The sequence below is a fragment of the Vibrio iocasae genome (assembly GCF_042245395.1).
Lineage (GTDB): Bacteria > Pseudomonadota > Gammaproteobacteria > Enterobacterales > Vibrionaceae > Vibrio > Vibrio iocasae.
The window spans coordinates 1,605,539-1,630,907 of the sequence record NZ_CP145311.1; the positions used below are offsets into that span (position 1 = coordinate 1,605,539).

A 25,369-nucleotide genomic window follows, 5' to 3' on the forward strand; every position below is an offset into this window, starting at 1 on the left:
TGACTTCCATTGTGTAAATGGTCTATCCAGTGAGAATGCGGTCATTTTTTTGTTAAATAATAATGATGAGCTATCGAGAATGCCCGCTTACACTAACCGCTTAACAAAGTCTTTGGGCTGAAGTTAACTCCTGTACTACTCGCATGTTAGTTCCACCGGGCACACTCGATATCCCATCAGCACTAATAGCGGAGATGCTACCCTTGTTCCAGCGCTTTAGCGCGGTATTGTAATAAATCCTTCTTTGCATTCAGCGGATTAGATAGGTAGAATCGCTCCTCTTGGAGATTGTCCGGTATACGTATTACCGAGTGGCGATCAAAAAGATTTATTTTCAATTATTTTAGATGAACATGTGTTGCTTAGTGTGCAACACCACTGTAAAGGACATAACATGCCTGTAATTACTCTTCCTGACGGTAGTCAACGTCAATTCGATAACCCTGTTTCTGTATTACAAGTCGCTGAATCTATTGGCCCTGGTCTTGCGAAAGCAACCATTGCTGGTCGTGTAGATGGTGAGCGTCGTGATGCTTGTGATTTGATCGAAAATGATGCTGCTCTGGAAATCATTACTAATAAAGATAATGATGACGGCCTTGAGATTGTACGTCACTCTTGTGCACACCTTCTTGGTCACGCTATTAAGCAGCTATTCCCTGAAACTAAAATGGCGATTGGTCCAACCATCGACAACGGTTTCTACTATGATATCGATCTTGAACACTCTCTGACTCAAGAAGATCTTGATGCGCTTGAAAAGCGTATGAAAGAGTTAGCGAAAACCAAGTATCAGGTTATCAAGAAAAACGTTAGCTGGCAGGAAGCACGCGATACTTTTGAAGCGCGTGGTGAAACATACAAAATGGAGATTCTGGACGAAAACGTATCTAAAGATGATCGTCCGGGTCTTTACCATCACGAAGAATACGTTGACATGTGTCGCGGCCCACACGTGCCGCACATGGGTTTCTGTCAGCACTTCACTCTGCTGAACGTTGCTGGTGCATACTGGCGTGGTAACAGCGACAACAAGATGCTTCAGCGTATCTACGGTACTGCTTTCCACGATAAGAAAGCACTGAAAGCGCACCTGACTCGCCTTGAAGAAGCCGCGAAGCGCGACCACCGTAAACTGGGTAAGCAGCTAGACCTGTTCCACATGCAGCAAGAAGCGCCGGGTATGGTGTTCTGGCACCATAACGGTTGGTCTGTATTCCGTGATCTGGAAGTATTTGTTCGTGAAAAACTGACTGAATACGATTATCAGGAAGTAAAAGGTCCTCTAATGATGGACCGCGTTCTTTGGGAACGCTCTGGTCACTGGGACAAGTACGCAGACGCAATGTTCACAACAAGTTCTGAGAACCGTGAATACGCGATTAAACCAATGAACTGTCCGGGCCATGTTCAGATTTTCAACCAGGGTCTAAAATCGTACCGTGACCTTCCACTGCGTATGGCAGAGTTTGGTTCGTGTCACCGTAACGAGCCTTCAGGTGCGCTGCACGGTCTGATGCGTGTTCGTGGCTTTACTCAGGATGATGCACATATCTTCTGTACAGAAGAGCAGATTCAGGAAGAAGTAACGGGCTGTATCAAGATGGTATACGATACATACCAGACATTCGGCTTTAATGACATTGTTGTTAAGCTTTCTACACGTCCTGAAATGCGTGTGGGTAGTGACGAAATTTGGGACCGTTCTGAAGAAGCACTTCAGGAAGCACTTAAGAACCTGGACATCGACTTTGAGATTCAAGAAGGCGAGGGTGCATTCTACGGACCTAAGATTGAATTCACTCTGTACGACTGTTTAGATCGTGCATGGCAGTGTGGTACCGTTCAGCTGGACTTCAACCTGCCGAATCGTTTAGGTGCAACTTACGTTGGTGAAAACAACGAAAGATTAGTACCAGTTATGATTCACCGTGCAATTCTTGGTTCACTTGAACGTTTCATCGGTATTCTTATTGAAGAATACGCAGGTTTCTTCCCGACATGGCTTGCGCCAGAACAGGCTGTAGTGATTAATATCACTGACAAACAGTCCGAATACGTCAAGGAAGTTACAAATAAATTGCAAAAATACGGATTTAGAGTCAAAGCGGACTTGAGAAATGAGAAGATTGGCTTTAAAATCCGCGAACATACTTTGAAGCGTGTACCGTATATGCTCGTTTGTGGTGACCAGGAAATGGAAGCCGGCGAAATCGCAGTACGTACTCGTAAGGGTAAGGACCTCGGTAAATTCAAGATTGAAGATTTCATTTCACATCTTCAAGAAGAGGTTTCTAGCCGTAAGCTTAATCTGGAGGAATAAACTATTAAAGGCGGAAGACGTGGCCAACAACAACCGGCCAAACAAAACCAGCACCGTTTAAACGGTGAAATTCGTGGCGTTCGTGAAGTACGTTTGACTGGCGCAGATGGTGAATCAGTAGGTGTAGTAAAACTTGGTGAAGCACTAGCTGCAGCAGAAGAAGCTGGTATGGATCTTGTAGAGATCAGCCCTAACGCCGAGCCACCAGTTTGTCGTGTGATGGACTATGGCAAGTTCCTCTTCGAGAAGAGCAAAGCTGCTAAAGAGCAGAAGAAGAAGCAAAAGCAGATCCAGATTAAGGAAGTAAAATTCCGTCCTGGAACTGATATTGGAGACTATCAGGTAAAACTACGCAACCTGACGCGTTTCCTTGAAGAAGGCAACAAAGTGAAGGTAACAATTCGCTTCCGTGGCCGAGAAATGGCACACCAGGACATCGGTGTCGACGTTCTAAACCGTCTGAAAGAAGATACAGTAGAATTTGCTGTTGTAGAATCTTTCCCGACGCGTATCGAAGGTCGTCAGATGATTATGGTGCTAGCCCCTAAGAAGAAGTAATTAACGGCTTTGCAAGTAATACAGCCCAGCTGCTGTAAGGCGGCTGGGTTTTATTCGCCCTAATTACTGTGTTTATTAACAAACTACAATGCGGAGTTATTCATCATGCCTAAGATGAAAACCAACAAAGGTGCTGCTAAGCGTTTCAAGAAAACTGCTGGTGGTATTAAATACAAGCACGCGACAAAACGTCACATCCTGACTAAGCGTACTACTAAGAACAAGCGTCAGCTTCGTCCAAATGCAATCCTTCCTAAGTGTGAAGTGGCTGCAGTTGTTCGTATGATGCCATACGCTTAATTCTTTTTAGTTATTTCAACAAGTTTAGTTTAGGAGACAATTATGCCTCGCGTAAAACGTGGTGTTCAGGCTCGCGCTGCACACAAAAAAGTTCTAAAGCAAGCTAAAGGTTACTACGGTGCACGTTCTCGTGTTTATCGTGTAGCTTTCCAGGCAGTTACAAAAGCTGGTCAATACGCATACCGTGACCGTCGCGCTAAGAAGCGTCAGTTCCGTCAGCTATGGATCGCTCGTATCAACGCTGCTTCTCGTCAGAATGGTCTATCTTACAGCCGTTTCATCAACGGTCTTAAGAAAGCTTCTATCGAGATCGATCGTAAGATCCTTGCTGATATCGCTGTATTCGACAAAGCTGCATTCGCAGTACTAGTTGAAAAAGCGAAAGCTGCTCTTTAATTAAGAGTTAGTTTACAGACTTTGAAAAGGAGACCCTCGGGTCTCCTTTTTTCTTTTCTGTTTTAACTGCATGTATAGTGATTGCTGGGTGCACTTGCTGTAGTAAACATGCTGCGCACTGGCTAAATAGGACCTAATTGCTTGGTAGAGAGCGGCTTAGCGGAAGCTAGTGCTCCCAGTAAGCACATAGAGTAAGCACATAGCCTGAACGCACAATTTTAGTTTTCTACTAACCGATAAATATTCCCACGATCAGTACTAAAATAAATAAACCCATCAGGGCTTAACTCTACATCGCGAATCCTTTCACCTAACTCCTCTGCGATTCTCTGTTCATCAACAATATTCTTTTTATTATCCAGAGTCAGAATATTCAAGTGAGTCAGCTTAAGAGCTCCTGCTACCAGTTTTCCGTTTAAAGAAGGATAACGCTCACCTCGGTATAGCAAAATATTACTAGGGGCGATGGACGGAATGTAAACTTTACGAGGGGATTCTATGCCTTCTTTTTCTTGGTGATCAGCGGCATCTAACGGTCCCCAATATTCTTTACCATGCGATGTAATGGGCCATCCGTAATTGGCTCCTTCTAATATAAGATTTACTTCGTCACCACCACGGGGACCATGCTCAATTGACCATAAATCACCAGTTTTTGAATCATAAAAAAGCCCCTGTGGGTTTCGATGACCAAAGCTCCATATCTCATCGAGAACACTCGCATCATCAACATATGGGTTACCACTGGGAGTAGAACCGTCTAGATTCAGGCGCAATATCGAACCTGCGTGATTAGCAGTATCCTGGCCATTCGGTCTGTCACCGCGATCACCAATGGAAATAAACACATGCCCTTTTCCGTCAAAAGCTATGCGGCTTCCAAAGTGCCTTGCCGTATTACTTGTGGATTTTGAGACAAAAATATCAGTCCATTCAGTGAGGGAACTTTGCTTTAAAGTAGAGTAGGCGAGGGCAGTTGCTGCCCCTTGTGGCGTTGACTTGCTATAGGTGAGAAAAGCTTTATCACTTATTACCGCTATATCCAGCAAGCCTCCCTGACCACGTGTGTAGATTTTATCTACAGTTGGTTGCGTTTTTATGCTTCCGTTACTGATCGTTAGCTTTTTAATACCGCCATTTCGCTCGGTGACCAGTACTGTATCTTTGTCAGGAAAAGCAAGCCCCCAAGGAACAGCAAACCCTTTACCTACCAGTTGGTAACTGTATTGGGAAGCCGCAGCAAAATGTGGTACCAGGAAAAATGACAATAAAAGTAAGTTGTAAAGCGACTTCATAAATCTCTACGTTGTTCGCTGATGAATAAGATAGATCTTAGTCTAAGCGAGGTGTTTTTCCATTAAGCGGTGCTGAATACCCGCTTCCTCATATTGTTCACCGTAAATTGTATACCCTAGTTTAGAGTAGAAGTTAACGGCATGTAGCTGTGAACCCAAATAAATACGTTTGTAGTTATTGGTTACAGCGACTCTTTCCAACTCGGATAAGATTAGCGTCCCGTATTGTTTGCCTCTGTGTTCTTTCAATACTGCGACTCGCCCGATATGCCCGTCGCTGAGTATTCTTCCGGTTGCGACGGCTTCTTTGCCAACAAATACAACGGCATGAATAGAATGGAGGTCTTGTCCGTCGAAATCAATGTCAGGATCAACATTCTGTTCCTTAGTAAATACTGTGTTTCTGATGGTTTTGATGGCTAGTTTATGAGAACTGTCGAAGCTGGTACTAATTACTTTATGATCATCCATTGTGTCTGTCTCTTTTCGAATTTTCTGGACCATTCTTACCCTCTGTATATGGCTATTTCCTATGAAAATTACAAGTTCAAATCGCGATTTAGCATTTGCATGATGAGCAATGAGAATACTTGCTGTCTAGTTGTTGATTAATTGAGCATTAGTTGGTATTTGATGCAGATTCAATTTGGCTTTAACGCTTGGTTTTATTACTATGTACAGCTATTCATGAATACATCCGTGGGCGTGTTGATCTTTCCAAATTGCAATAGTTAAAGCTTGCAATATGAAAAGACCAAAACGCCCATAAATTATGGACACTACCGAGAGGTAGATGAGGAAAAGATGCAACATCTACAAGAGATCATTGCTAACGCAACAGCCGCCATTGAAAGCGCTGATTCGTTAGTTGCACTTGATGAAGTGCGTGTTCAGTTTCTAGGTAAAAAAGGTGAGCTGACTGCTCAGCTTCAGAGCCTGGGTAAACTACCACCAGAAGAGCGCCGCAGTGCTGGTCAAGAGATCAACAAAGCAAAAGGTGCGGTTCAGCAGGCTATTGCGGCTCGTAAAGATGCGCTACAGCGTGAAGAGCTAGAGAAAAAACTCGCTGCAGAAACTATCGATGTAACACTGCCGGGTCGTCGTATTGAAAACGGTGGCCTACACCCTGTTACTCGTACTATCGAGCGTATCGAAAGCTTCTTTGGTGAGCTAGGCTTTACCGTTGAGTCAGGTCCAGAAATTGAAGATGATTTCCACAACTTTGATGCGCTAAACATTGCAGAAGATCATCCGGCTCGTACTGACCACGATACTTTCTTCTTCAATCCAAAGCTGATGCTTCGTACCCACACTTCTGGTGTACAGATTCGTACTATGGAAGAGCGTCAGCCTCCACTACGTTTTATTGCTCCTGGTCGTGTTTACCGTAACGACTACGATCAGACTCATACCCCAATGTTCCATCAGGTAGAAGGTATGCTGGTTGACGAAAACGTAAACTTCGCACAGCTTAAAGGCATTCTTAACGACTTCCTATGCAACTTCTTTGAAGAAGATCTGGAAGTGCGTTTCCGTCCTTCTTACTTCCCATTCACTGAGCCTTCAGCAGAAGTAGATGTGAAAGGTAAGAATGGCAAATGGCTTGAAGTTCTTGGCTGTGGCATGGTTCACCCTAACGTACTTCGCAGCGTAGGCATCGATCCTGAGAAATACTCTGGCTTTGCTTTCGGTATGGGTGTTGAACGTCTGACGATGCTTCGTTACGGCGTAAATGACCTACGTGCGTTCTTCGAGAACGACCTTCGTTTCCTAAAACAGTTCAAGTAAATCAGGGGCAGTCGAACTATGAAATTCAGTGAATCCTGGCTACGTGAGTGGGTTAACCCATCGGTAACTACTGACGAGCTTACACATCAAATCACTATGGCTGGCCTTGAGGTTGATGACGTACTACCTGTCGCTGGTGAGTTCACCGGCGTAAAAGTTGGTAAAGTTGTTGAATGTGGTCAGCACCCAGATGCAGACAAACTTCGCGTAACGAAAGTAGATGTTGGGGCTGAAGAGCTTCTAGATATCGTATGTGGCGCGCCAAACTGTCGTGAAGGCCTTAAAGTTGCAGTTGCAACGGTTGGTGCTGTGCTTCCTGGTGATTTCAAAATCAAGAAAGCAAAACTACGTGGTCAGCCTTCTCACGGCATGCTTTGTTCTTTCACAGAGCTTGGTATCGATGTTGAGTCTGATGGCATCATGGAGCTATCAGAAGCGGCAGAAATTGGTATGGACTTCCGTGCGTTCCTCGATCTGGAAGATGTAACGGTAGACGTTGACCTGACTTCTAACCGTGCTGACTGTTTCAGCATTCGCGGTCTTGCTCGTGAAGTGGGCGTACTAAACCGCGCTGACGTAACTGAGCCGGTTTTTGAAGCGGTTGCTCCATCAATCGATGACACAATCTCTATTGATGTTAAAGCTTTTGATGCATGTCCTCGTTACCTTGGTCGTGTGGTTAAGAATGTAGATGTAACAGCGGCTACACCAATCTGGATGCAGGAAAAACTACGCCGTTGTGGTATTCGCTCTATCGATCCAGTGGTTGATATCACTAACTATGTTCTGCTTGAGCAGGGCCAGCCAATGCACGCATTCGATCTAAACCAGATTGAAGGTGGTATTGTGGTTCGTCTGGCAGAGCAGGGCGAGAAGCTGACTCTTCTTGACGGCAACGAAGCTGAGCTTAACAGCGATACACTAATCATCTGTGACCACAACAAACCACTAGCTATTGGTGGTGTATTCGGTGGTGAAGGTTCCGGTGTAACGACTGAAACTAAAGATGTGCTACTTGAGTGTGCATTCTTTGCTCCTGATGCAATTAAAGGCCGTGCACGTAGCTATGGTCTGCACACAGATGCTTCAATGCGTTACGAGCGCGGTGTTGACTACGCGCTACAACCAAGTGCTATGGAACGCGCAACGCAGTTGCTGATTGAAATCTGTGGCGGTGAAGCGGGTCCTGTAATCACAGCCGAATCTGAAGCGGATCTTCCGAAGCCAAATACGGTTTCTCTACGTCGCACTAAGCTGGATAACCTGCTTGGTCATCACATCCCATCTGCAGATGTGGCGGAAATTCTTGAGCGTCTGGGTATGTCTGTTGAAACAACAGAAGAAGGCTGGACTGCACAAGCTCCAACATGGCGTTTTGATATCGCTATCGAGCAGGATCTGGTTGAAGAAGTTGGCCGTATCTACGGTTACGACAACATCCCTAATCAGGCTCCAGTAGCAGCTCTTGCAATGAACCTGCATAAAGAAGCGGATCAGCCTCTTAAGCGTGTTCGTGATCTGCTTGTCGATCGTGGTTACCACGAAGCAATCACATACAGCTTCGTAGAGCCAGAACAGCAGAAACTGATTGTGCCTGATGTTGAGCCTTTGATTCTTCCATTCCCGATCTCAGCGGATATGTCTGCCATGCGTCTTGGTCTGATTCAGGGCTTGTTGAACACAGTTGTTCACAACCAGAAGCGTCAGCAGCCACGTGTTCGTCTATTCGAGCAAGGTCTGCGCTTTATTCCTGATCAAGCAGCTGAGAATGGCATGCGTCAGGAAACAATGCTTGCTGGTGTTATTGCTGGTACTCGTAGTGAAGAGCACTGGGACATTGAGTCAAACACCGTTGATTTCTTTGACCTGAAAGGCGACCTGGAAGCGATTCTGGAGCTTACTTGCAACGAAAAAGCGTACAGCTTTAAAGCGGCTAAGCACCCGGCACTTCACCCTGGTCAGTCAGCAGCAATTGTTGTTGATGGAAAAGAAGTCGGTGTTATCGGTACTGTTCACCCAGAATTAGAGCGTAAGTTTGGCCTGAATGGCCGTACTATCGTATTCGAAATTGAATGGGCTGCAATTAACGAACGTGTAATCCCTGAAGCGGTTGCTCTGTCTAAGTTCCCATCAAACCGTCGTGACATCGCATTGGTTGTTGATGAGTCTGTAGCATCAGGTGATGTTGTAGAAGCTTGTCTGAAATCTGGTGGTGAGTTCCTGACAGATGCGAAGCTGTTCGATGTGTACGTAGGTAAAGGTGTAGAAGAAGGTAAGAAGAGCCTTGCTATCGCACTAAGCCTTCAGTCTGTTGAGCGTACGCTTGAAGATGCGGACATTGCTGGTTCTGTAGATGCCATCGTTGCTGCGGTTTCTGAGCAGTTCGGTGCGACACTGCGTGACTAATTAAAAGTCATTGCGATCAAGAAGGGCGCTTGTTTAAGCGCCCTTTTTTAAGGCTTCTAATATAGATAAGCTTCGTTGGCTAGCTTTCTATACTTTAAGCGCTTTGTAACTCGGAATCCACGGGCTGTGACAATTCATGTCTACGAATTTCCACATTACCAATAAGTAACAGACAAGCGCCGATGATCTGATACTCGTTGAGTGAAATATCTAACGCCCACCAGTTTATCAGTGCTGCAAACACGGGGAAGGTCATCTCTGCGAGCGTAGCAGCTTGTGCGGGCACTCGCTTTAATCCCTGGTAATAGAACCACATACCGACTAAGCCACTAAGTAGTGCCATAAGCACCAATGAGCTCAAATCTCCGGTGGTGATAGTGGTAATCTGCTCCTGATTTAATACCCCCAATGTTGCGAGAACAAGTAAACCAGTGGTAAAACGCCCGGACATGATGGCATTAGCCGACATGCCTGTTTGAGATAAATACTTTCCGCAAACGGTGGCCATACCCCATGCAAACACTGCAAGTAGTGTGTATCCGTACCCCATAACAATATCGTTGCTCAAATCGCTATAGTGAAGGTTTGCCGAACTTAACTTGGCAATATCAGTCCACATCATGGTTAGGCTCCCTGCAAGAATAACCAGAGCCCAAAAGGCAAAGTGCTTACGAATCTGCTCTTTAAGAAGCCAGGAGGCCGCGAGAATGGCGACAAGAGGCTGCAGTTTTTGTAACAGAATCACAACGGTAGGATTCAGGTATTGAAACGCCTGAGTAAACGCAAGTGTACCAACAGCCGAGCCAATTCCGCCAATGAAGAATAAACTAACAAAACCAAGACGAGATAAACGTTTAAACTCAGCTTTATGCTTGATAAGCAGCGGAAGCGTAATTAAAAACAGTGTGATGTGTTCAAGTAAAACGATTTGAAGGGTAGAGTACCCTGCATTTAATAGTGGGTAACGTATCAAGGTATCTAACGCCCAGGTCAGACACGCGATCATGATAAAGAATGTACCTGCCATCTTAATTTCCTTTTTAATAAAGATGAACAGGGGCGATGATTGAAAAACAATAGACAAATACTCTGGCATGCAGAAAAGGCGGCACAGTGACTCAACGGTGTGAGCGCCATGATACCTGAATCTAAACTTGCCAAAGCAGAACTTTCACCTGACGGTAAAGCTCTCTAGTCGATCTTCTTTCATCCGGACTATTACCGTCGGCTTTGGAGTCTCACCAAATCTGCTGACCTTAGAAGAAATTACATCCACTAAGCGCTCGCGGGCTTTTTGCTATCAATATCTAAGTATAAATAAGCAAATTACCGCCGGTGGGGAATTGCGCCCCGCCCTGAAGTTCGATTTAAATTATGAATCGTTAGAACTTTATGTATTTTCTAAAATAAATTCAATAGTCTGTATCAATAAACCGACAAAAAAACAAAGGGCTCACAGATGTGAGCCCTTGAACTATTCAGCTTAAGTGGTTGGTTACTTAAACATCTCAGAAGTAACTAGTACAATACCGTTTGGTGACACTGTGTACTTCTCTGCGTCTGCAGCTGGATCTTCACCAATTACTGTGCCATCTGGAATCTGACAACCTTCACCTACGATAACCTTAGTTAGTCGACAGTGACGACCTACATCAGCATTTGGCAGAATGATTGAGTCCTTAATGGTTGAGTAGCTGTGTAGGCGAACATCGGAAGAAACCAGAGAGTGTTCAACCGCTGCACCAGATACAATTACGCCTGCTGTAAGTACTGAATCTACTGCGTAGCCGCGACGGCCATCGTCATTGAATACAAACTTCACACCAGGACGCTGGCTCTGGTTTGTAATTACAGGCCATTCCTGAGAGTACATATCCAGCTCTGGGTCTGGGGAAAGCAGATCCATGGTTGCAACATAGTACTCATCCAGGTTACCAACATCGCGCCAGTAAGCCGTTTTACCAGGGTGACCGCCTCCGTCAGCGAATACATAACCGCTAACTTTATGACGACCAAGAAGGCCAGGGATGATGTTATGACCGAAGTCGTGGTTATAGTCAGGATCTTCAAGTGCATTTACCAGCTCTTCTTCAAGAAGGTCTGCATTGAAGATGTAGATACCCATAGAAACAAGTGCTTTAGATGGGTCATGTGGGTCTGCTGGTGGATTAGCCGGCTTCTCTACAAATGCTTTTACTTCACCTTCGCCATCGATACCCATTACACCGAATGAAGACGCTTCTTCAATTGGTTTGTGGATACAAGCAACAGTAACTGCTGCATTTGTTTCCACATGGAAGTTAAGCATACGTGAGTAGTCCATTTTGTAGATATGGTCACCACCAAGTACAAGAACGTATTTAGAGTTTTGCTTTTTAATCAGATCAAGGTTTTGGTATACCGCATCCGCTGTACCACGATACCAATCTTCACCTGTTCTTTGCTGTGCCGGAACGATACGAACACCTTCGCCCATTGCTGGAGAAAGAACCTGCCAGCCGTCTTGAAGATGATCAATCAAATCCTGCGCCATGTATTGAGTTAGGACGCCTACCTTACGAATACCTGAGTTAATACAGTTAGAAAGAGTAAAATCAATAATTCGAAACTTACCGCCAAATGAAACAGCTGGCTTCGCGTTATTACTTGTCAATTGTTTTAATCGTGTTCCTTTGCCTCCTGCCAAAATAAGTGCGCTTGTTTCTCGAACAAGTCTATTGGTATCAGCATGCGAATAATTGTTACTTGACATATATTTAAAGCCTTTTAAATAAAAAAATAATAAAACTGTCAGCACCCTTGTAGTTTGGGGGCTAGCACTGACCCATTTACAGTACTATGTTTTTTCCAACAACTTTGTTGCGTGCGTCACTGTTCAGGGGAAATGCATACTAAATTAGTTATATATTTGTTTTATGCCATGTAGTTGATATTCAGTGATTGAGTGTAGGAAACAATTATGTTTCAATTGTAAAACTTTACCCGCCTAACAGGTTAAAACTTAAAGAAATATCTTGGGTTTTATCATAAAAACTGCAAATAAATCTTATCTCTTACAATCCCTGATTATTTAGTGAATTATTCTTCCTTCACAGGAAAATCAGTTAGATATCATCAATATAATGATAAAACTATAATTATATTGGGATACTTATCTACCCTAGTAGCATTTGAAATCGATTACTTCTACTCAAATGGTCTAATATTCTAAGAAAAAAATTGGCGAAAATCATAAGGTTGGCATAAACTTCAGTTGACTGTGCCAATACACTTGTTATTGGTAAGGTAACTAAATAGTGGTGTTGCTTATATAGCAGCAATGTTTAACAAAGCTTTGAGGGAAGTTTTTATGGCGCTCACAAAGGCCGATCTGGCTGAGAACCTGTTTGAAAAACTAGGATACAGTAAACGGGATGCCAAGGAGACGGTTGAAGTGTTCTTCGAAGAGATTCGCAAGGCATTAGAAAGTGGCGAGCAGGTAAAACTGTCAGGGTTTGGTAATTTCGATCTTAGAGACAAAAGTGAAAGACCAGGTCGAAACCCTAAAACCGGTGAAGACATTCCAATTACTGCACGACGCGTTGTAACATTCCGTCCCGGGCAAAAATTAAAAGCTCGTGTAGAGAATATCAAACTTGATTAATGATAAAAAAGACCACTGTATTTAGTGGTCTTTTAGTCATTTTTGCTTGTTGTCGGTTTTCGACTCGCTAGGCAGCTCTTATTTCAGTTGTGATGTAAGGCTGCCAAGCATCCTGGTAAAGTTCTAGTGATTGACGTCGAAGAGATGTTATACGGTGTATCTCGTACTCCGTTAGCATTCTGCTCTCGCTGACTGCCAATCTTTCTATTCCTTGTATTGCTTCATACAGATCATGTTCTGGACCGCTTTTTACTTCTGCTATTGATCTCAAATGCAGTTGAACTTCTGCAATATGTTTACTTTCTGGTAGCTCAATCAATACGTTTAGATCCCGATATCCTGACGGTGCTGGGGTTTTGAAGCGATTCTTTACTTTTACGATGTTTGTCTCTCGTGCCAATGTTTCGTATGCCGATACCAGACCTTCGATGTCGTCAGCTACGAGAGTCGCCCGTGCAAGATCAGTGATTTGGTTTGCCTGACCATTCAGCTCAGTGTTGACTTTAATTTTAGCTCTCTCTTTGGATTTTACGCCTGCAAACTCAGGGGTAGTGTTTGTTAGCATTGCTGTTGTTTTACAGATGTTCTCTAGCTCAGCTTGGGCAGATTCCGCTTGTGCATATAAAGCGTCAAAATCATTGATTGGTTGAATTGTGTGGAAGGATACAGGTTCTATACCATACAAGCCGCTTAGGCTATGTTTAAACAGTTTTGGGCTGATTTGATTTGCACTTTCTTTGGGTTTTTCCTGCTTCTTGGAAACGTCCTGCTGAACAGCTGCAAACGCGGGCGCTTTACTCAAAATGAGCAGCGATAGGGTAAGCGTACGTAAAAGTTGACTCATCAACACTCCTGACTTATCTATGTCCCTGGTAAAACTGTATTTTCAAAAGAAACCAGATTTTATAGATGATGTCGTCAGCGGATTGCTTTCGCTTACAGGAATATATCTTAGGGCATTTTTTCTTTTTCCAATGGATCTTTGCATTAATTTACATTGTATGAGACTTCCATCACATATATTAACTCTTGAATGTTTAACAAAATTGATACAAATTACCCGTTGGTTTTCAAAGAACAAGTAGATGTATGCGAGATAGAGAGTTTTGGCATAGTAAATGGGCCTCAAATAAAATCGGTTTTCACCTGGAAGATGTTAATCCACTGCTGATTAAGTTCTGGGAGAAAGTGAATGCAGACAGAGAATCGAGAGTGTTTGTACCTTTATGCGGTAAAACCGAAGATTTAGTCTGGCTGGCGAATCTGCATGATAATGTGCAGGGCGTAGAGCTAAGTGAAATTGCTGTAAGAGCATTTTTCTCGGAGCACTTTTACACTCCGCTCGTAACTCAGTTACCGGGTAGTCACGAGCTGTATCAGTTTGATGAGCTGAACATTTATACGGGGGATTTTTTTACCGCACCTGTTGAACCTTATGATGTGGTTTACGACCGAGCAGCATTGGTTGCACTACCGGAAGACATGAGGCACGAGTATGTAGAGAGGGTTAAATCATTTCTCACAAAAGGAGGACGAATCCTTCTTATTACTCTTGATTACATACAGAGTGAAATGGCAGGGCCTCCGTTTAGTGTCTCTGAAGCAGAGGTTCGAACACTTTTTAGCGATTGTACGATAACGAGGGTATTCAGAGATGAAGCCGATTCCGAGCATCCTAAAATTACTAAGAAAGGACTTAGCCGGTTTGCTGAAGAAGTGTGGCTGATCGAAGGGTTTTAGCTTTGCATAAATAGGGAAGCTGAGCTTCCCTAGGTTCATTGACAAAATCCGCCATCCCACTAGCCTTGTGATTGCGAAGGCGGGGACCTACTTGGACATTTGCGTTTTGATTAAATATCGCTTAGTAGATGATCTTAATCTTAGCCGCAGCTTCAACTGCAACATCGACCGCTTTTTCAGTCGACTTTCTTCGAGTCAGGACAACACCAAGGCGACGTCTGCCATCAATATCTGGTTTACCGAAAAGACGTAACTGAGTTTTTGACGCTGAAAGCACATCTTCTAAACCTTCATAGCGAATATTGTCCGATGTTCCTTCTCCTAAAATGACAGCAGATGCGGACGGACCATATTCGACGATCTTATTAATTGGCAACCCCACGAATGCTCGAACGTGCAGCGCAAATTCAGACAGTTCCTGTGACATCATTGTGACCATACCAGTATCGTGCGGGCGAGGGGACACTTCACTAAATATGACCTTATCGCCTTTTACGAATAGCTCTACACCAAACAATCCGTAACCACCCAGTGCATTAACAACGGTCTCAGATACGTACTGAGCTGCTTTAAGCGCGATTTCAGACATTGCTTGTGGCTGCCAGGACTCGCGGTAATCACCATCTTCTTGTCTATGACCAATAGGTGCGCAGAAATGCACGCCATCAACAGCGCGTACAGTCAGTAAAGTTATTTCGTAGTCAAAATCGACAAAGCCTTCAACGATAACGCGTCCCGCACCGGCACGACCGCCTTCTTGTGCGTAGCTCCATGCTGATTCAATATCAGATTCTTGCTTGATGATGCTTTGTCCTTTACCCGATGAACTCATCACTGGCTTAACGACGCATGGCATGCCGACAGTCTCAACGGCTTTATTGAACTCTTCAAAAGTGTCAGCGAACCGGTAAGGTGAGGTTTCTATTGAAAGATCTTCTGCTGCGAGTCGACGGATACCTTCACGGTTCATGGTCAACTTGGTCGCATTGGCAGTAGGGACAACATTGACGCCTTGCTCTTCAAGCTCGATCAGTGTATCAGTGGCAATTGCCTCTATTTCGGGAACAATATAGTCAGGTTTTTCTGCTGCAACGACTTTTTTCAGTGCTTCTCCGTCTAGCATATCAATCACGTAACTTTTATGCGCGACTTGCATCGCAGGAGCATCTGCGTATCGGTCACATGCGATAACTTCCAGACCTAGTCGCTGACATTCAATAGCGACTTCTTTACCAAGTTCACCAGAACCTAGCAGTAACACTCGAGTTGCGTTTTCACGGGTAGCAGTCCCAAACATCTTGTTTCCTTTATCCAGCAATGATTTTTAGCGGATCATACTGAAATTAAATTAAGACGCAATCGTTTGCTGTGTAAATCTGAGAAATAAAAAAGCCTTATCGAAATAAGGCTTTAATGGGATATGTTGCTATATGTATTTAGACTGAAACATAGCTAACAGGAATGTCAGGATTGATTACATCCAGCGTTGCCTGGATATAGGCTAAGTGACTGATCTTTCCGGTAGAGACTTCTGCAACAGCAGCGTTCTTAATTTCATCAAAGCTGTGACCTGACATGAGTACCTGCATAAAGGCAACTTGCAATGGTGGCAGGCTAGGGTTGAATGCTGCGTTTTCAGCATAAGCACCCATAACAACGGTTCCATCGTTAAGCTCAAGAGCAACACCACTATGGTTCTCTGTGTAAGGAGAGTGGCTCATGTTCAGCGCTTCTACGGCTTTTTGCAGAAGAGAATCATCTTCCGGGGACTCATGGGATAGTCTGTTTCCATCCATCAGTCTCTCTTTTATCTGAAGATCGCTTGGTCCAAAAGATTCTGGAAGGTATTCCTGAAGCGATTTTTCATCTCTCTGAGGTAGCTGAATCATCAACTCATTGGCTGTTGTTAGCTCATTCATAAACTGACGGCAGTGTCCGCAAGGGCTGTAGTTAACCGTCACATCTTTCAGGCCTTTTTCGCCCTTCATCCATGCGTGGCTGACAGCACATTGCTCTGCGTGGACGGTTTGACCAAGCTGAGCGCCTTCGAACTCCATGTTGGCACCAAAGTATAGTCGACCAGACAGGCCTCTTGCGATTGCACCAACAAAAAACTCGGAAATAGGCGCGTAAGAGAATGCCGCTGCGAGAGGAAGTAAGGTTACTCTAAGCTCATCATCTGGCAATCCTGTGATCTGCAAAAGTTCGTCAAACTGTTCAGAAGAGATAGTCGCGTCAAAATCATCAGATGCCACAATTTGCTTTAGGTACTGAGCAATTTTTGGTGGCATCTCATTCAGCACTTGTTCTAGTCGAGAGTTCATCAATGACTCCTTTGGTTATCGTTATGTGTCATTTTAGAACAAATTTGCATTAATGCTGTGACAAAGGTCTCAGTAAAAAATGTAATGAGTTTTCATTTTTCATTAATTGAGTGACGTCACGCTTTTTGAGTGTGTATGCCTTAACCATTGACGATAATGTGCAGCCACTCGACAAAAACGTAGAACATTGGTGCGAGAAAAGAGGTAATTACACCGCAAAGAACCAATGCCAATGAGCTAAACGCACCTTCTTTGGGATTTTTCTCAATACTTGTTGCAGTTCCTAGTGCATGAGCAACCGTTCCCATGGTTAAGCCTTTTGCAATAGGGTGAGTGATACCGATTAAGTTATAGATTGGATAGGCGAAGATTGCACCAAATACACCCACGATTAGAACCATGATTGCTGCTATTGCTGGTTCTCCACCCAAATGGCTAGAAACTTCCATGGCAATTGGTGTGGTAACGGACTTGCCTAGGATACTGGCGATCAAAGGGATATCTGTGTTGAGTAGTACAGCAATCACTGATGCAGTAAACATGGAAAGAACACTTCCTACACCGCAAGCAAGAAAGATGATTTTCCAGTTTGCCCTGATTTCGCGAGCTTGTTCATACAAGGGGTACGCAAGAGCAACAACCGCAGGTTGCAACAAATACATCAGAACTTCATTTTCAGCATAGTACGTTTGATAAGTCGTCTCTGTTAACAGCAACAGTGGGATGACTATAGCCAAACTAATCAGTAGCGGATTTGCTAATGGGTGTTTGAGCTTTTGGCTGATTAACCGAGCAATCAGAAACGAACTGAAAGTTACAAATAGCCAAATCATCTCTTATCCACCAATATTTTCTCAAGCATCCAGGCCAGACAAACTAAGACAATAGCGGAACCCCCAACGGTACTAACAAAAATCTGCAGAGCATTTGCGCTGAGAAGTTCGTAATGCTCCATTAGCCCTACGCTTACAGGTATAAACAGCAAAATCATATATCGGATTAATAGCTGGGCAGAAGGTTTGACCCACTCTGCTGGTATAACGCCCGTTGTCATCAGGAAAAAAAGAAGCAACATGCCGATAATACTCCCCGGAATGCCTATCCCAAGGAGCAATTGAATAGAATTACCAGCAAAAAGTGCAGCGACAATAAGAAACGCAGAAACAATGTATCTGACGATTTGGATTATTTTGTTTTTTATCATTCTCTTAGGATACAAGGTTCTCTACGTATTTGTAGACAGACTTTAGTATGGCTATTTTCTTCTCATCGGACTCGTGCTCATGGGCTAAATTCTCCAAATTTAACATGTAATCAGGTAGTTGAGACTCAAAGTAATCTCTGCAGTGATTTGTCCATTTAACCTGTTCTGTTTCACTTAACGTCGATGGAAAGTTTCTCGCACGATATCTAAATAGAAGAGGTTCGATACGAGGGTCTGAATACGAGATATCCAAAGCAGCCAGATGCTCAGGCGCAGTCTGTCGGATTATATCTATAGAAGCCTTATCTGATGGTGAGAAGAAACCGTCGTAAAGCATGGTATCTACATTTCCTTTGTTCTCGAACTCACGCTCATGTTGATAAAGCTCGATCAGTTTTTCGCGAATCTCTGGATGTTGTTTGATCGTTGCCAGGTTCTTAAGACATTTTTCACGATCGATACCAATCTGTTCTGCATTCTCTGCAGTCAGGGTTTTCGCGGGTGCAAGAATAGGGCACTTGTTGATATGAATCAGCTTAACCGGAACAGGGAGTTCATCTTCACTTAACTCAGAGTGTCTGGTATACAGACGTTCTTTGAGCATATCGCCATCAAGCTCAAGGATAGGTGAGATGTCTTTTGCCAGATTGATACAGATTACGGCATTCTGATTCTTCGGGTGCCACGCAACAGGAACAATCCAACTCGTGTTAGAGCATTCAACACCGAACATTCCGGAAACATGAACTAGAGGAGTCAGGTTAACGATATCAATAAGCTCATTTAACTTACGTTTGTGGCGCATCTGATATAGGTACTCGAACAGTTTAGGCTGTGCGGCTTTTAGTTTTTTAGCTAGCTCTATGGTGGCGATGACATCGGCCATTGCATCATGGGCATTTTCGTGTTCGATACCATTTTCGACCGAAAGCTGTTCCAGCTTGAAGCTGGGTGTGCCGTCCTCTTTCGTCGGCCAGTTAATTCCTTCCGGGCGAAGTGCGTAACAGGTTCGCATTACATCAAGCAGATCCCATCGGGAGTTACCGTTCTGCCAACTCCAGGCATAGGGGTCAAAGAAGTTGCGATAAAGCGTATATCGGGTGACTTCGTCATCAAATCGAATGCTGTTGTAGCCAAGGCTAGTGGTATTCGGGACAGAAAGTTCCTGATGTATTCTGCGAATAAACTCTGGCTCGGGCAGTCCCTGATTTTGCGCCTTTTGCGGTGTGATTCCGGTAATTAATGCGGCTTCTGGTGAAGGTAGGTAATCTGCTGGTGGCTGACAATAGATAACTAGGGGCTCACCAATAATGTTGAAATCCATATCAGTACGAACACCAGCAAACTGGCTTGGCCTGTCAGTAGCAGGACTTGTTCCCCAGGTTTCATAATCGAACCAGAAGAATGTAGGTGAGTGTTCGTTTTGCATAGTTTGTTCCGCATCGCTTAATTAATGGCGATATTAGACCATTGAGCACAAGTTAAGGCAATGAACAGACATGTTTTTCGTCACTAACTGGCCGAAAGTAGTTCACTCCAAGAAAGATGAACGAGTTAAACGGTACGTATTCCTATAACGCGGTATTCGTTTTAACTATTAGTATGGACACAGTAGAGCAATATCTGTCAGGTTATTTTACATATTTATATTGATTTAAATTAGATTGAATAAATAAAAAATATTCAGTTAGTAAGGTGTGAGCTGTTTGTTTTATCGCGCTAATTATAAACCAAGGCTAACTTATTGATTAATGTTGGAATGAAATTAATTATGGGTGTTTACTCTAATTTTTCAGCTTTCCATTAGAATAAATACGTAACTCTAATATTGTTTTTAATAAGGAAGTATAACGTTAATTTGTCATGAAAATTTACACTGAATCTCAAGGTTTATTATAAGTTTCTATTTTTGCTGTGGTTTATTTTAGGTTCATTTTATGCATGTGAAAGCTGTGCTTAATACAAGATCAGATATTAATAATTCGAAGGTCTGAGGTGTAATTATGAAGATGATGATTAAGGTTATATTTGCAGTAATATGCTTGTTTTCATTTCAAGTTCAAGCAGTGCTTATAGAGTACGATAACGAGTCGGATTTCCTAACCGCGATTACAGGTTTAAACACAAATGTGGTTGATTTTGAGTCACAATCTGCTGGTGATGTAATTTTAACTGGCTCATCAGTAAGTGGTGTAACATTTGACTATTTTATTGATGGATTTGACCTTTTTGTTGATGACTCTTTTGATACCACTTCGCCAGTAAACTATCTCGGGGTTGATGTAGATGATGGTGCATTTATTGGTGGTGACAGTTTTACAATGAGTTTTGCATCTGAACAAAGTGCTTTTGGTCTTTTTATTCATAGTGCTGATTTAATATTTGATGGTGATATAACTCTAGAAACAGATAGTGGTTTAATTATTGATTTGATAGCTAATGTTGATGAACTTTTGGCTGATGGGGAAGCGTATTTTATAGGGTTTTCTACAGACGATGTTCTAGAACAATTTAACAGCGTAACATTATCTAGTTTTCAGGAAGATTTTGCATTTAACGTTGATGATATAACCACAGCAAGTACTGTTATACCTGAACCTAATACTTGGTCACTGATTCTTTTAGTTATAACTGCGTTAACCTTTAAAAAATACTCTTTAACAAAACGAGTAAATATTACCAAATAGACCTTAAGTCATAATATTTATCGTTAAGGAGTAAACCTAACTTACTCTCAGGAGGAAGGAAGAATGAAATCAAAACTAAGAAAAATTACAATAGGGGCAGCGATAGCAACTAGCCTCTTTTGTTCAACTACATCACTCGCTAGCACTCCGTTTCTTGGAGAAGTAGCATGGGTGCCTTATAACTTTGCACCTAGAGGTTGGGCTTTTTGCGATGGGCAAATCTTAGCTATTAGCCAAAATACTGCACTGTTTTCGTTGATCGGAACGATCTATGGCGGTGATGGCAGGACAACCTTCGCGTTGCCTGATGTGCGGAGCAGAACCATTATGCATGAAGGCACTGGACCGGGTCTAACCTCGAGAGCTCTCGGAGAAAAAGCAGGACAGGAACAAGTTGCTTTAAGTGTTTCTGAAATACCAAGCCATACTCATACGCAAAAAGCAAGCAGCGGCTCTCCAACCACAACAAGCCCGGCCAATGCAGCTCTTGCAAGTCCAACGAGAACCAGACTATACGCTGAGGATGCTAACGTTAATATGTCGGCAGATAATATTGCGGCAACAGGTGGTGGCCTTGCACATGACAACATGCAGCCCTATACAACCTTAAACTGCATCATTGCCATTCAGGGTGTCTATCCATCACGTAGCTAGAGGTTTATACTATGAAAACGCTAGTAATAAAATTTTTAGCCATACTCGTTAGCTCACTGAGTCTTGCTGCACCAACTTATGCTTCGACTGATAGCCAAAGTAATTACATTGGAGATATCAAGTGGGTTGCGTTTACATTCGCTCCCCAAGGTTGGGCGTTCTGCGATGGCCAATTGTTGCCAATTGCTCAAAACCAGTCCTTGTTTTCGTTGCTGGGAACAACATATGGTGGTGATGGAAGAACCACATTTGCGTTACCAGATCTCCGTTCCCGCATTATGGTTCATGAAGGTCAGGGGACAAACCTGACAAGCCGGGGACTTGGTGAAAAAGGTGGGCAGGAAAGAGTAGCGATTAATGTGGCTGAAATGCCTGGCCATACTCACGTGCTGAAGGGCACCTCTGACACCGCAAATACAACTCAACCACAAGTACGCACCTTGGCAACTCCCAGACGAAGTAAGGTTTACAGTACGGGATCACCTACAATTAATATGGACCCTACAGCGATAGCGAGTGCAGGTGGAGGTTTACCACACGAAAATATGGGCCCTAGTATCACTTTAAACTGTATTATTGCGATACAAGGTCTATTCCCACCGAGAAATTGAATGTAGTACTTCTAAAAATGTAAGCCGTAAAGAGGGCAGCAATAACTGGTGTAGTATTGTTTATTGCTGCTCTGAACCCGGCGAATAATAGAAGGATCTAATACCTATTCTTTCCACTCGACATTCATCAATTGAACACTTTTAGCATTTCTACCATTTCTGGCGAGCTAAATGTCATGTAGGCATCGGATGGTTCGTGGTCGGGTTGCAATGAAGCATATAGCATTGCCTTAGCCACATCTTTGCCTTGGATAGGTCTAAAGTTGGCGAAATAGCCGACGAGTAATGGTTGTAAGGCTTTCAGAATTTTACCAATAACAATCTCATCGGTTCGCGGCTGTTTACGTGTCCCTGCTAAAGGGCCGGGGCGGACGAATACAACCCTTTCAAACCCCATGCTTAGAACGGCTTGCTCTGCTTTACCTTTGCAACGTAGGTAATGAGATAAGGACTTGTGATTCGCTCCGAAACTGGAGACAACTGCAATGCGTTTTACACCTATCAGCTTCATTTCCTGAGCCACGCGACAAACCAGCTCAAAATCGACTTTTGCTAATGCCTCTTTAGTGCCCGCTTGTTTGATTGTGGTACCAAGGCATATGAAGCCTATATCCGGAGCTTGTTGGTCTTCATCCCAGTTCGTAATCATCAGGCCTTCGTGCTGCTTTTGGATGAGTCTTTTGTCTGAGTAAGGGAGGGGTTGACGGACTAATGCATATACTTTGTTTATTGAAGCGTTATCCAGCAAAAGTTTAAGTAGTTCGCTGCCTACTAGTCCACTCGCGCCTGCGATTATCGCTACCGCGCCATCACCAAACCTATCCATTTTGTTGTCCTTGAAAGCTGTAATACCAACAATATATACAAATCATACGATTAAGGCTTCCTTTCGGAAGCCTTAGAGTAGTGCAAATGTGATTAGGTCATTGATAGTGGAACTTTATTCTTCGCTTTCTTGCGATTCTGAGAGGATGACTTCGGCTTTCTTACTTTTTTCGAGGTCTGATTTAACAACATACAAACTCCTCCGACTTTTGATTGATATTTGTTTATTTTTCCCTTTCTCACACTCATGTCACATATAAGTATAGACCCTATACATGAATTACATAAAAAATTAATTACTGGTTCAATAAAGTCGATGCTGTACTTCTCTCTGGGTTGGCAGAATATTCTTCTGAATTATGCCTGGGTCAGCATTTACCTTTGTAAAATAAGTTCGTGATAGTTTATTGTGGAAGTAACTGGTTTATCAGAAAGTATGACTCAAGAAGAGTGTCAGGGAGAGACAAAATGAAAATTGGTGTTATCGGGGCCGGCTCCGTTGGTGTCGGGATTTGTAATTATCTATTAACGCTTGGTAGTGTAAGTGAGCTGGTGTTATTAGACCTCAACAAAGATAAAGCGGTGGGGGAGATATTGGATTTCAGCCACACCAATGCTTTGACTTTTAGTAAGAACACACGCTTGCGGGCTGGGGATGATTATGAACTCCTGCGGGATGCCGATATTGTTGTCATTACGGCAGGCGCACAAATTAAAGAAGGGCAGACTCGTCTTGATTTGGCAGAAATCAATAGCAAGATTTGTGTAGATATTGCCAGAAAGGTTGAGAAGGTTGCACCAGAATCTAAGTTAATCATCGTCACTAACCCATGTGACATTGTCACTTATTTCGTGGTAGCTAATACCGGATTTGGTGTGTCGCAAGTCATTAGTGCAGGTTGTTTGATTGATACTGCACGCCTAATGACCATTGTGGCCGGAAAGGCGGATATAGACCCTAAGAATGTTTTTGGCTACGTGTTGGGTGAACACGGCAGTAACTGCTTCACACCTAAAAGCTTGATAAGCATTGGCGGACAACCTGCTGACTATTACTGTGAAACAAACAACCTACCTAAGATTGATGCCGATGAGTTACTGGATGAAGTGAGGCAGGCAGGTTTCGAGATTTTCTACAAAAAGCAAAACACAACGCATGGTATTGCAGCGAGTGTGTTCAGAATCATTCAGGCGATTACGATTGATGAAAAGTCGGTGTTGCCTGTCGGGACGTTAGTTCAGGGGCAATATGGTCTAAATGATGTCGTACTCAGTTTGCCAACCATTGTTGCTCGTAAAGGTGCTGAGAAGATTCTTATTCATCCATTTGAACCAAATGAGATGTCACAGCTGCAAGGTATCGCAACGAAGCTTCGAAGTTTGATAGAAGAAGTCGCGGATAAAACAGGATTGATGAAGTAGTTTAATCATTATCAATATTTGTTAGAGTGTGCATAGCACACTCTTTTTATATCTACGAACAGAATCAATATGTTAGACAATACATTTTCAAGCCAGATCCAACACAGAATCGATCAGAAAACCAAACCACCTGGTGCACTTGGTGAGTTGGAGCAGGTGGCACACAAACTTGCACTCATTCAAAGTCAGGGGAAAGAGATAGCAGCAGAGCAAATTGAACTCAAAAAACCGACTATGCTGGTGTTTGCGGGTGACCACGGAATCGCAGATGAAGGTGTGAGTATTGCGCCAAGTGCGGTTACACAACAAATGGTACTGAACTTTATTCATGGTGGCGCTGCCGTTAACTGTTTTTGCCGTACCAATAACATCGATTTAAAGGTTATTGATGCAGGAATTCTGCTTCCGGTAGAAACAGATTCAGCTTGTTTTATTTCTCAAAGGTTGGGTACCCGAACAGAAAACTTTGCAGAAACCGCGGCGATGTCTGCCGAGCAGGTAGAGCAGGGATTACAGTTTGGAAAGGATGTTGTTGAGTCTGTATTGTCTGACGGCAGCAATATTTTGATGTTTGGTGAAATGGGCATTGGTAATACAAGTTCTGCATCTGCCATCTTAAGTGCGCTAAGTGGCTACAGTGCTGAAGAGTGTGTTGGCTTAGGTACCGGTATTAATGAAGAACAGCTTGAGCGAAAGATCGAGTTGGTAAATAAGGGTGTTCAGCGTTGCTCTGGCGCTGATGTTTACGAAGTATTAAGACAAGTTGGTGGTTACGAAGTTGTCCAGATTGTCGGAGCGTTTCTTGCGGCCGCTGAAGCAAAGGTGCCTGTCTTGGTTGATGGCTTTATTATTTCCGCTGCAGCTTACGCTGCAACTAGGATCAATCCTGAATGCCGGGATTTCATGATATTTGCGCATCGTTCCAACGAAACAGGGCACAAAATTTTGCTCGATGAGCTAGATGCCAAACCTTTGCTTGATCTGGGGATGAGGCTAGGTGAAGGCACAGGTGCCGCATTAGCTTACTCTATACTCGTGGCATCTGCGGAGTTTTATAACAATATGGCCAGCTTTGAAAGTGCAGGTGTAACCGTTTGATTTCTCACTATGAGATTTTAATGGAAGAAAACCTCGATTGAACTGTTGGTACTGAATACCTTTAAGGTTAATATACCCTTTTTAAAGGGGGAGTC

General features: G+C 43.4%; 24 protein-coding genes and 1 riboswitch. Of the genes, 13 read left to right on the forward strand and 11 right to left on the reverse strand.

Going from position 1 to position 25,369, the window contains the following annotated elements; translation table 11 throughout:
- The first annotated feature begins 394 nt into the window (after window positions 1-394).
- The 4 genes from thrS to rplT all read left to right on the forward strand — a co-directional run bounded on the left by thrS (window position 395) and on the right by rplT (window position 3,577).
- Window positions 395-2,323, forward strand: a complete 1,929-nt coding sequence (gene thrS / locus SNR28_RS17165; protein ID WP_375753886.1) for a threonine--tRNA ligase — start codon at window positions 395-397, stop codon at window positions 2,321-2,323.
- A gap of 3 nt (window positions 2,324-2,326) precedes the next feature.
- A complete protein-coding gene (gene infC, locus SNR28_RS17170; protein WP_277829226.1) occupies window positions 2,327-2,881 on the forward strand; it encodes a translation initiation factor IF-3 in 555 nt (184 codons plus the stop codon).
- 105 nt (window positions 2,882-2,986) lie between these two features.
- Entirely contained in the window at window positions 2,987-3,181 is a 195-nt protein-coding gene (gene rpmI, locus SNR28_RS17175; RefSeq protein ID WP_004401085.1) for a 50S ribosomal protein L35, read from the forward strand.
- A 42-nt stretch (window positions 3,182-3,223) separates the two neighbouring features.
- A complete protein-coding gene (rplT, locus tag SNR28_RS17180) occupies window positions 3,224-3,577 on the forward strand; it encodes a 50S ribosomal protein L20 (RefSeq protein ID WP_277827235.1) in 354 nt (117 codons plus the stop codon).
- Window positions 3,578-3,795: 218 nt separating this feature from the next.
- On the opposite strand, the gene SNR28_RS17185 is transcribed toward rplT, so the two are convergent.
- Both SNR28_RS17185 and SNR28_RS17190 read right to left on the reverse strand, forming a co-directional pair.
- Entirely contained in the window at window positions 3,796-4,872 is a 1,077-nt protein-coding gene (locus SNR28_RS17185) for a PQQ-dependent sugar dehydrogenase (protein WP_375753887.1), read from the reverse strand.
- Between the two features lie 42 nt (window positions 4,873-4,914).
- Complete coding sequence (locus tag SNR28_RS17190) at window positions 4,915-5,376, reverse strand: GNAT family N-acetyltransferase (protein WP_375753888.1); 462 nt, start codon at window positions 5,374-5,376, stop codon at window positions 4,915-4,917.
- A 300-nt stretch (window positions 5,377-5,676) separates the two neighbouring features.
- On the opposite strand from SNR28_RS17190, the gene pheS reads away from it, so the two are divergent.
- Window positions 5,677-6,660: a phenylalanine--tRNA ligase subunit alpha gene (gene pheS, locus SNR28_RS17195; RefSeq protein WP_277827239.1), complete on the forward strand. Its 984-nt coding sequence runs from the start codon at window positions 5,677-5,679 to the stop codon at window positions 6,658-6,660.
- An 18-nt stretch (window positions 6,661-6,678) separates the two neighbouring features.
- On the forward strand, window positions 6,679-9,066 hold the full coding sequence (gene pheT / locus SNR28_RS17200) for a phenylalanine--tRNA ligase subunit beta (protein WP_375753889.1): 2,388 nt from the start codon (window positions 6,679-6,681) through the stop codon (window positions 9,064-9,066).
- A gap of 94 nt (window positions 9,067-9,160) precedes the next feature.
- Here pheT and SNR28_RS17205 read toward each other — a convergent pair whose 3' ends face one another.
- Both SNR28_RS17205 and glgC read right to left on the reverse strand, forming a co-directional pair.
- Complete coding sequence (locus SNR28_RS17205) at window positions 9,161-10,093, reverse strand: DMT family transporter (protein ID WP_375753890.1); 933 nt, start codon at window positions 10,091-10,093, stop codon at window positions 9,161-9,163.
- A gap of 167 nt (window positions 10,094-10,260) precedes the next feature.
- Window positions 10,261-10,433: riboswitch (FMN riboswitch) on the reverse strand.
- Between the two features lie 128 nt (window positions 10,434-10,561).
- Complete coding sequence (gene glgC, locus SNR28_RS17210) at window positions 10,562-11,818, reverse strand: glucose-1-phosphate adenylyltransferase (protein ID WP_375753891.1); 1,257 nt, start codon at window positions 11,816-11,818, stop codon at window positions 10,562-10,564.
- Between the two features lie 597 nt (window positions 11,819-12,415).
- Between glgC and ihfA the strand changes: the two genes are divergently transcribed.
- A complete protein-coding gene (ihfA, locus tag SNR28_RS17215; RefSeq protein ID WP_277827243.1) occupies window positions 12,416-12,709 on the forward strand; it encodes an integration host factor subunit alpha in 294 nt (97 codons plus the stop codon).
- A 67-nt stretch (window positions 12,710-12,776) separates the two neighbouring features.
- Here ihfA and SNR28_RS17220 read toward each other — a convergent pair whose 3' ends face one another.
- A complete protein-coding gene (locus SNR28_RS17220) occupies window positions 12,777-13,553 on the reverse strand; it encodes a RelA/SpoT domain-containing protein (RefSeq protein ID WP_375753892.1) in 777 nt (258 codons plus the stop codon).
- Window positions 13,554-13,798: 245 nt separating this feature from the next.
- On the opposite strand from SNR28_RS17220, the gene SNR28_RS17225 reads away from it, so the two are divergent.
- Window positions 13,799-14,449, forward strand: a complete 651-nt coding sequence (locus SNR28_RS17225) for a thiopurine S-methyltransferase (protein ID WP_375753893.1) — start codon at window positions 13,799-13,801, stop codon at window positions 14,447-14,449.
- A 121-nt stretch (window positions 14,450-14,570) separates the two neighbouring features.
- On the opposite strand, the gene purT is transcribed toward SNR28_RS17225, so the two are convergent.
- The 5 genes from purT to sbcB form a co-directional block, all read right to left on the reverse strand.
- The gene (gene purT, locus SNR28_RS17230; protein ID WP_375753894.1) at window positions 14,571-15,746 is read right to left on the reverse strand and encodes a formate-dependent phosphoribosylglycinamide formyltransferase; all 1,176 of its coding nucleotides are present in this window, start codon (window positions 15,744-15,746) and stop codon (window positions 14,571-14,573) included.
- A gap of 139 nt (window positions 15,747-15,885) precedes the next feature.
- Window positions 15,886-16,773: a cytidine deaminase gene (gene cdd, locus SNR28_RS17235; RefSeq protein WP_375753895.1), complete on the reverse strand. Its 888-nt coding sequence runs from the start codon at window positions 16,771-16,773 to the stop codon at window positions 15,886-15,888.
- A 140-nt stretch (window positions 16,774-16,913) separates the two neighbouring features.
- A complete protein-coding gene (locus SNR28_RS17240) occupies window positions 16,914-17,606 on the reverse strand; it encodes an LrgB family protein (protein ID WP_375753896.1) in 693 nt (230 codons plus the stop codon).
- Window positions 17,603-17,977, reverse strand: a complete 375-nt coding sequence (locus SNR28_RS17245) for a CidA/LrgA family protein (RefSeq protein ID WP_375753897.1) — start codon at window positions 17,975-17,977, stop codon at window positions 17,603-17,605. The genes SNR28_RS17240 and SNR28_RS17245 overlap by 4 nt, the downstream gene beginning before the upstream one ends.
- A 4-nt stretch (window positions 17,978-17,981) precedes the next feature.
- The gene (sbcB, locus tag SNR28_RS17250; RefSeq protein WP_375753898.1) at window positions 17,982-19,406 is read right to left on the reverse strand and encodes an exodeoxyribonuclease I; all 1,425 of its coding nucleotides are present in this window, start codon (window positions 19,404-19,406) and stop codon (window positions 17,982-17,984) included.
- A 574-nt stretch (window positions 19,407-19,980) separates the two neighbouring features.
- Between sbcB and SNR28_RS17255 the strand changes: the two genes are divergently transcribed.
- From SNR28_RS17255 to SNR28_RS17265, 3 genes are all read left to right on the forward strand, one after another.
- A complete protein-coding gene (locus tag SNR28_RS17255) occupies window positions 19,981-20,664 on the forward strand; it encodes a hypothetical protein (RefSeq protein ID WP_375753899.1) in 684 nt (227 codons plus the stop codon).
- 63 nt (window positions 20,665-20,727) lie between these two features.
- Entirely contained in the window at window positions 20,728-21,318 is a 591-nt protein-coding gene (locus SNR28_RS17260; protein ID WP_375753900.1) for a phage tail protein, read from the forward strand.
- 11 nt (window positions 21,319-21,329) lie between these two features.
- Window positions 21,330-21,929 carry a phage tail protein gene (locus SNR28_RS17265; RefSeq protein ID WP_375753901.1) on the forward strand — a complete coding sequence of 200 codons (600 nt, stop codon included), beginning with the start codon at window positions 21,330-21,332 and terminating at the stop codon, window positions 21,927-21,929.
- A 127-nt stretch (window positions 21,930-22,056) separates the two neighbouring features.
- On the opposite strand, the gene SNR28_RS17270 is transcribed toward SNR28_RS17265, so the two are convergent.
- The gene (locus SNR28_RS17270) at window positions 22,057-22,755 is read right to left on the reverse strand and encodes an NAD(P)H-binding protein (protein ID WP_375753902.1); all 699 of its coding nucleotides are present in this window, start codon (window positions 22,753-22,755) and stop codon (window positions 22,057-22,059) included.
- Between the two features lie 467 nt (window positions 22,756-23,222).
- Here SNR28_RS17270 and SNR28_RS17275 point away from each other — a divergent pair, with 467 nt between their 5' ends.
- Together SNR28_RS17275 and cobT are read left to right on the forward strand one after the other, a co-directional pair.
- Window positions 23,223-24,176, forward strand: coding sequence for an L-lactate dehydrogenase (locus SNR28_RS17275; protein WP_375753903.1), 954 nt, complete (start codon window positions 23,223-23,225; stop codon window positions 24,174-24,176).
- Window positions 24,177-24,239: 63 nt separating this feature from the next.
- Window positions 24,240-25,274: a nicotinate-nucleotide--dimethylbenzimidazole phosphoribosyltransferase gene (gene cobT, locus SNR28_RS17280; protein WP_375754111.1), complete on the forward strand. Its 1,035-nt coding sequence runs from the start codon at window positions 24,240-24,242 to the stop codon at window positions 25,272-25,274.
- Window positions 25,275-25,369 lie beyond the last annotated feature (95 nt).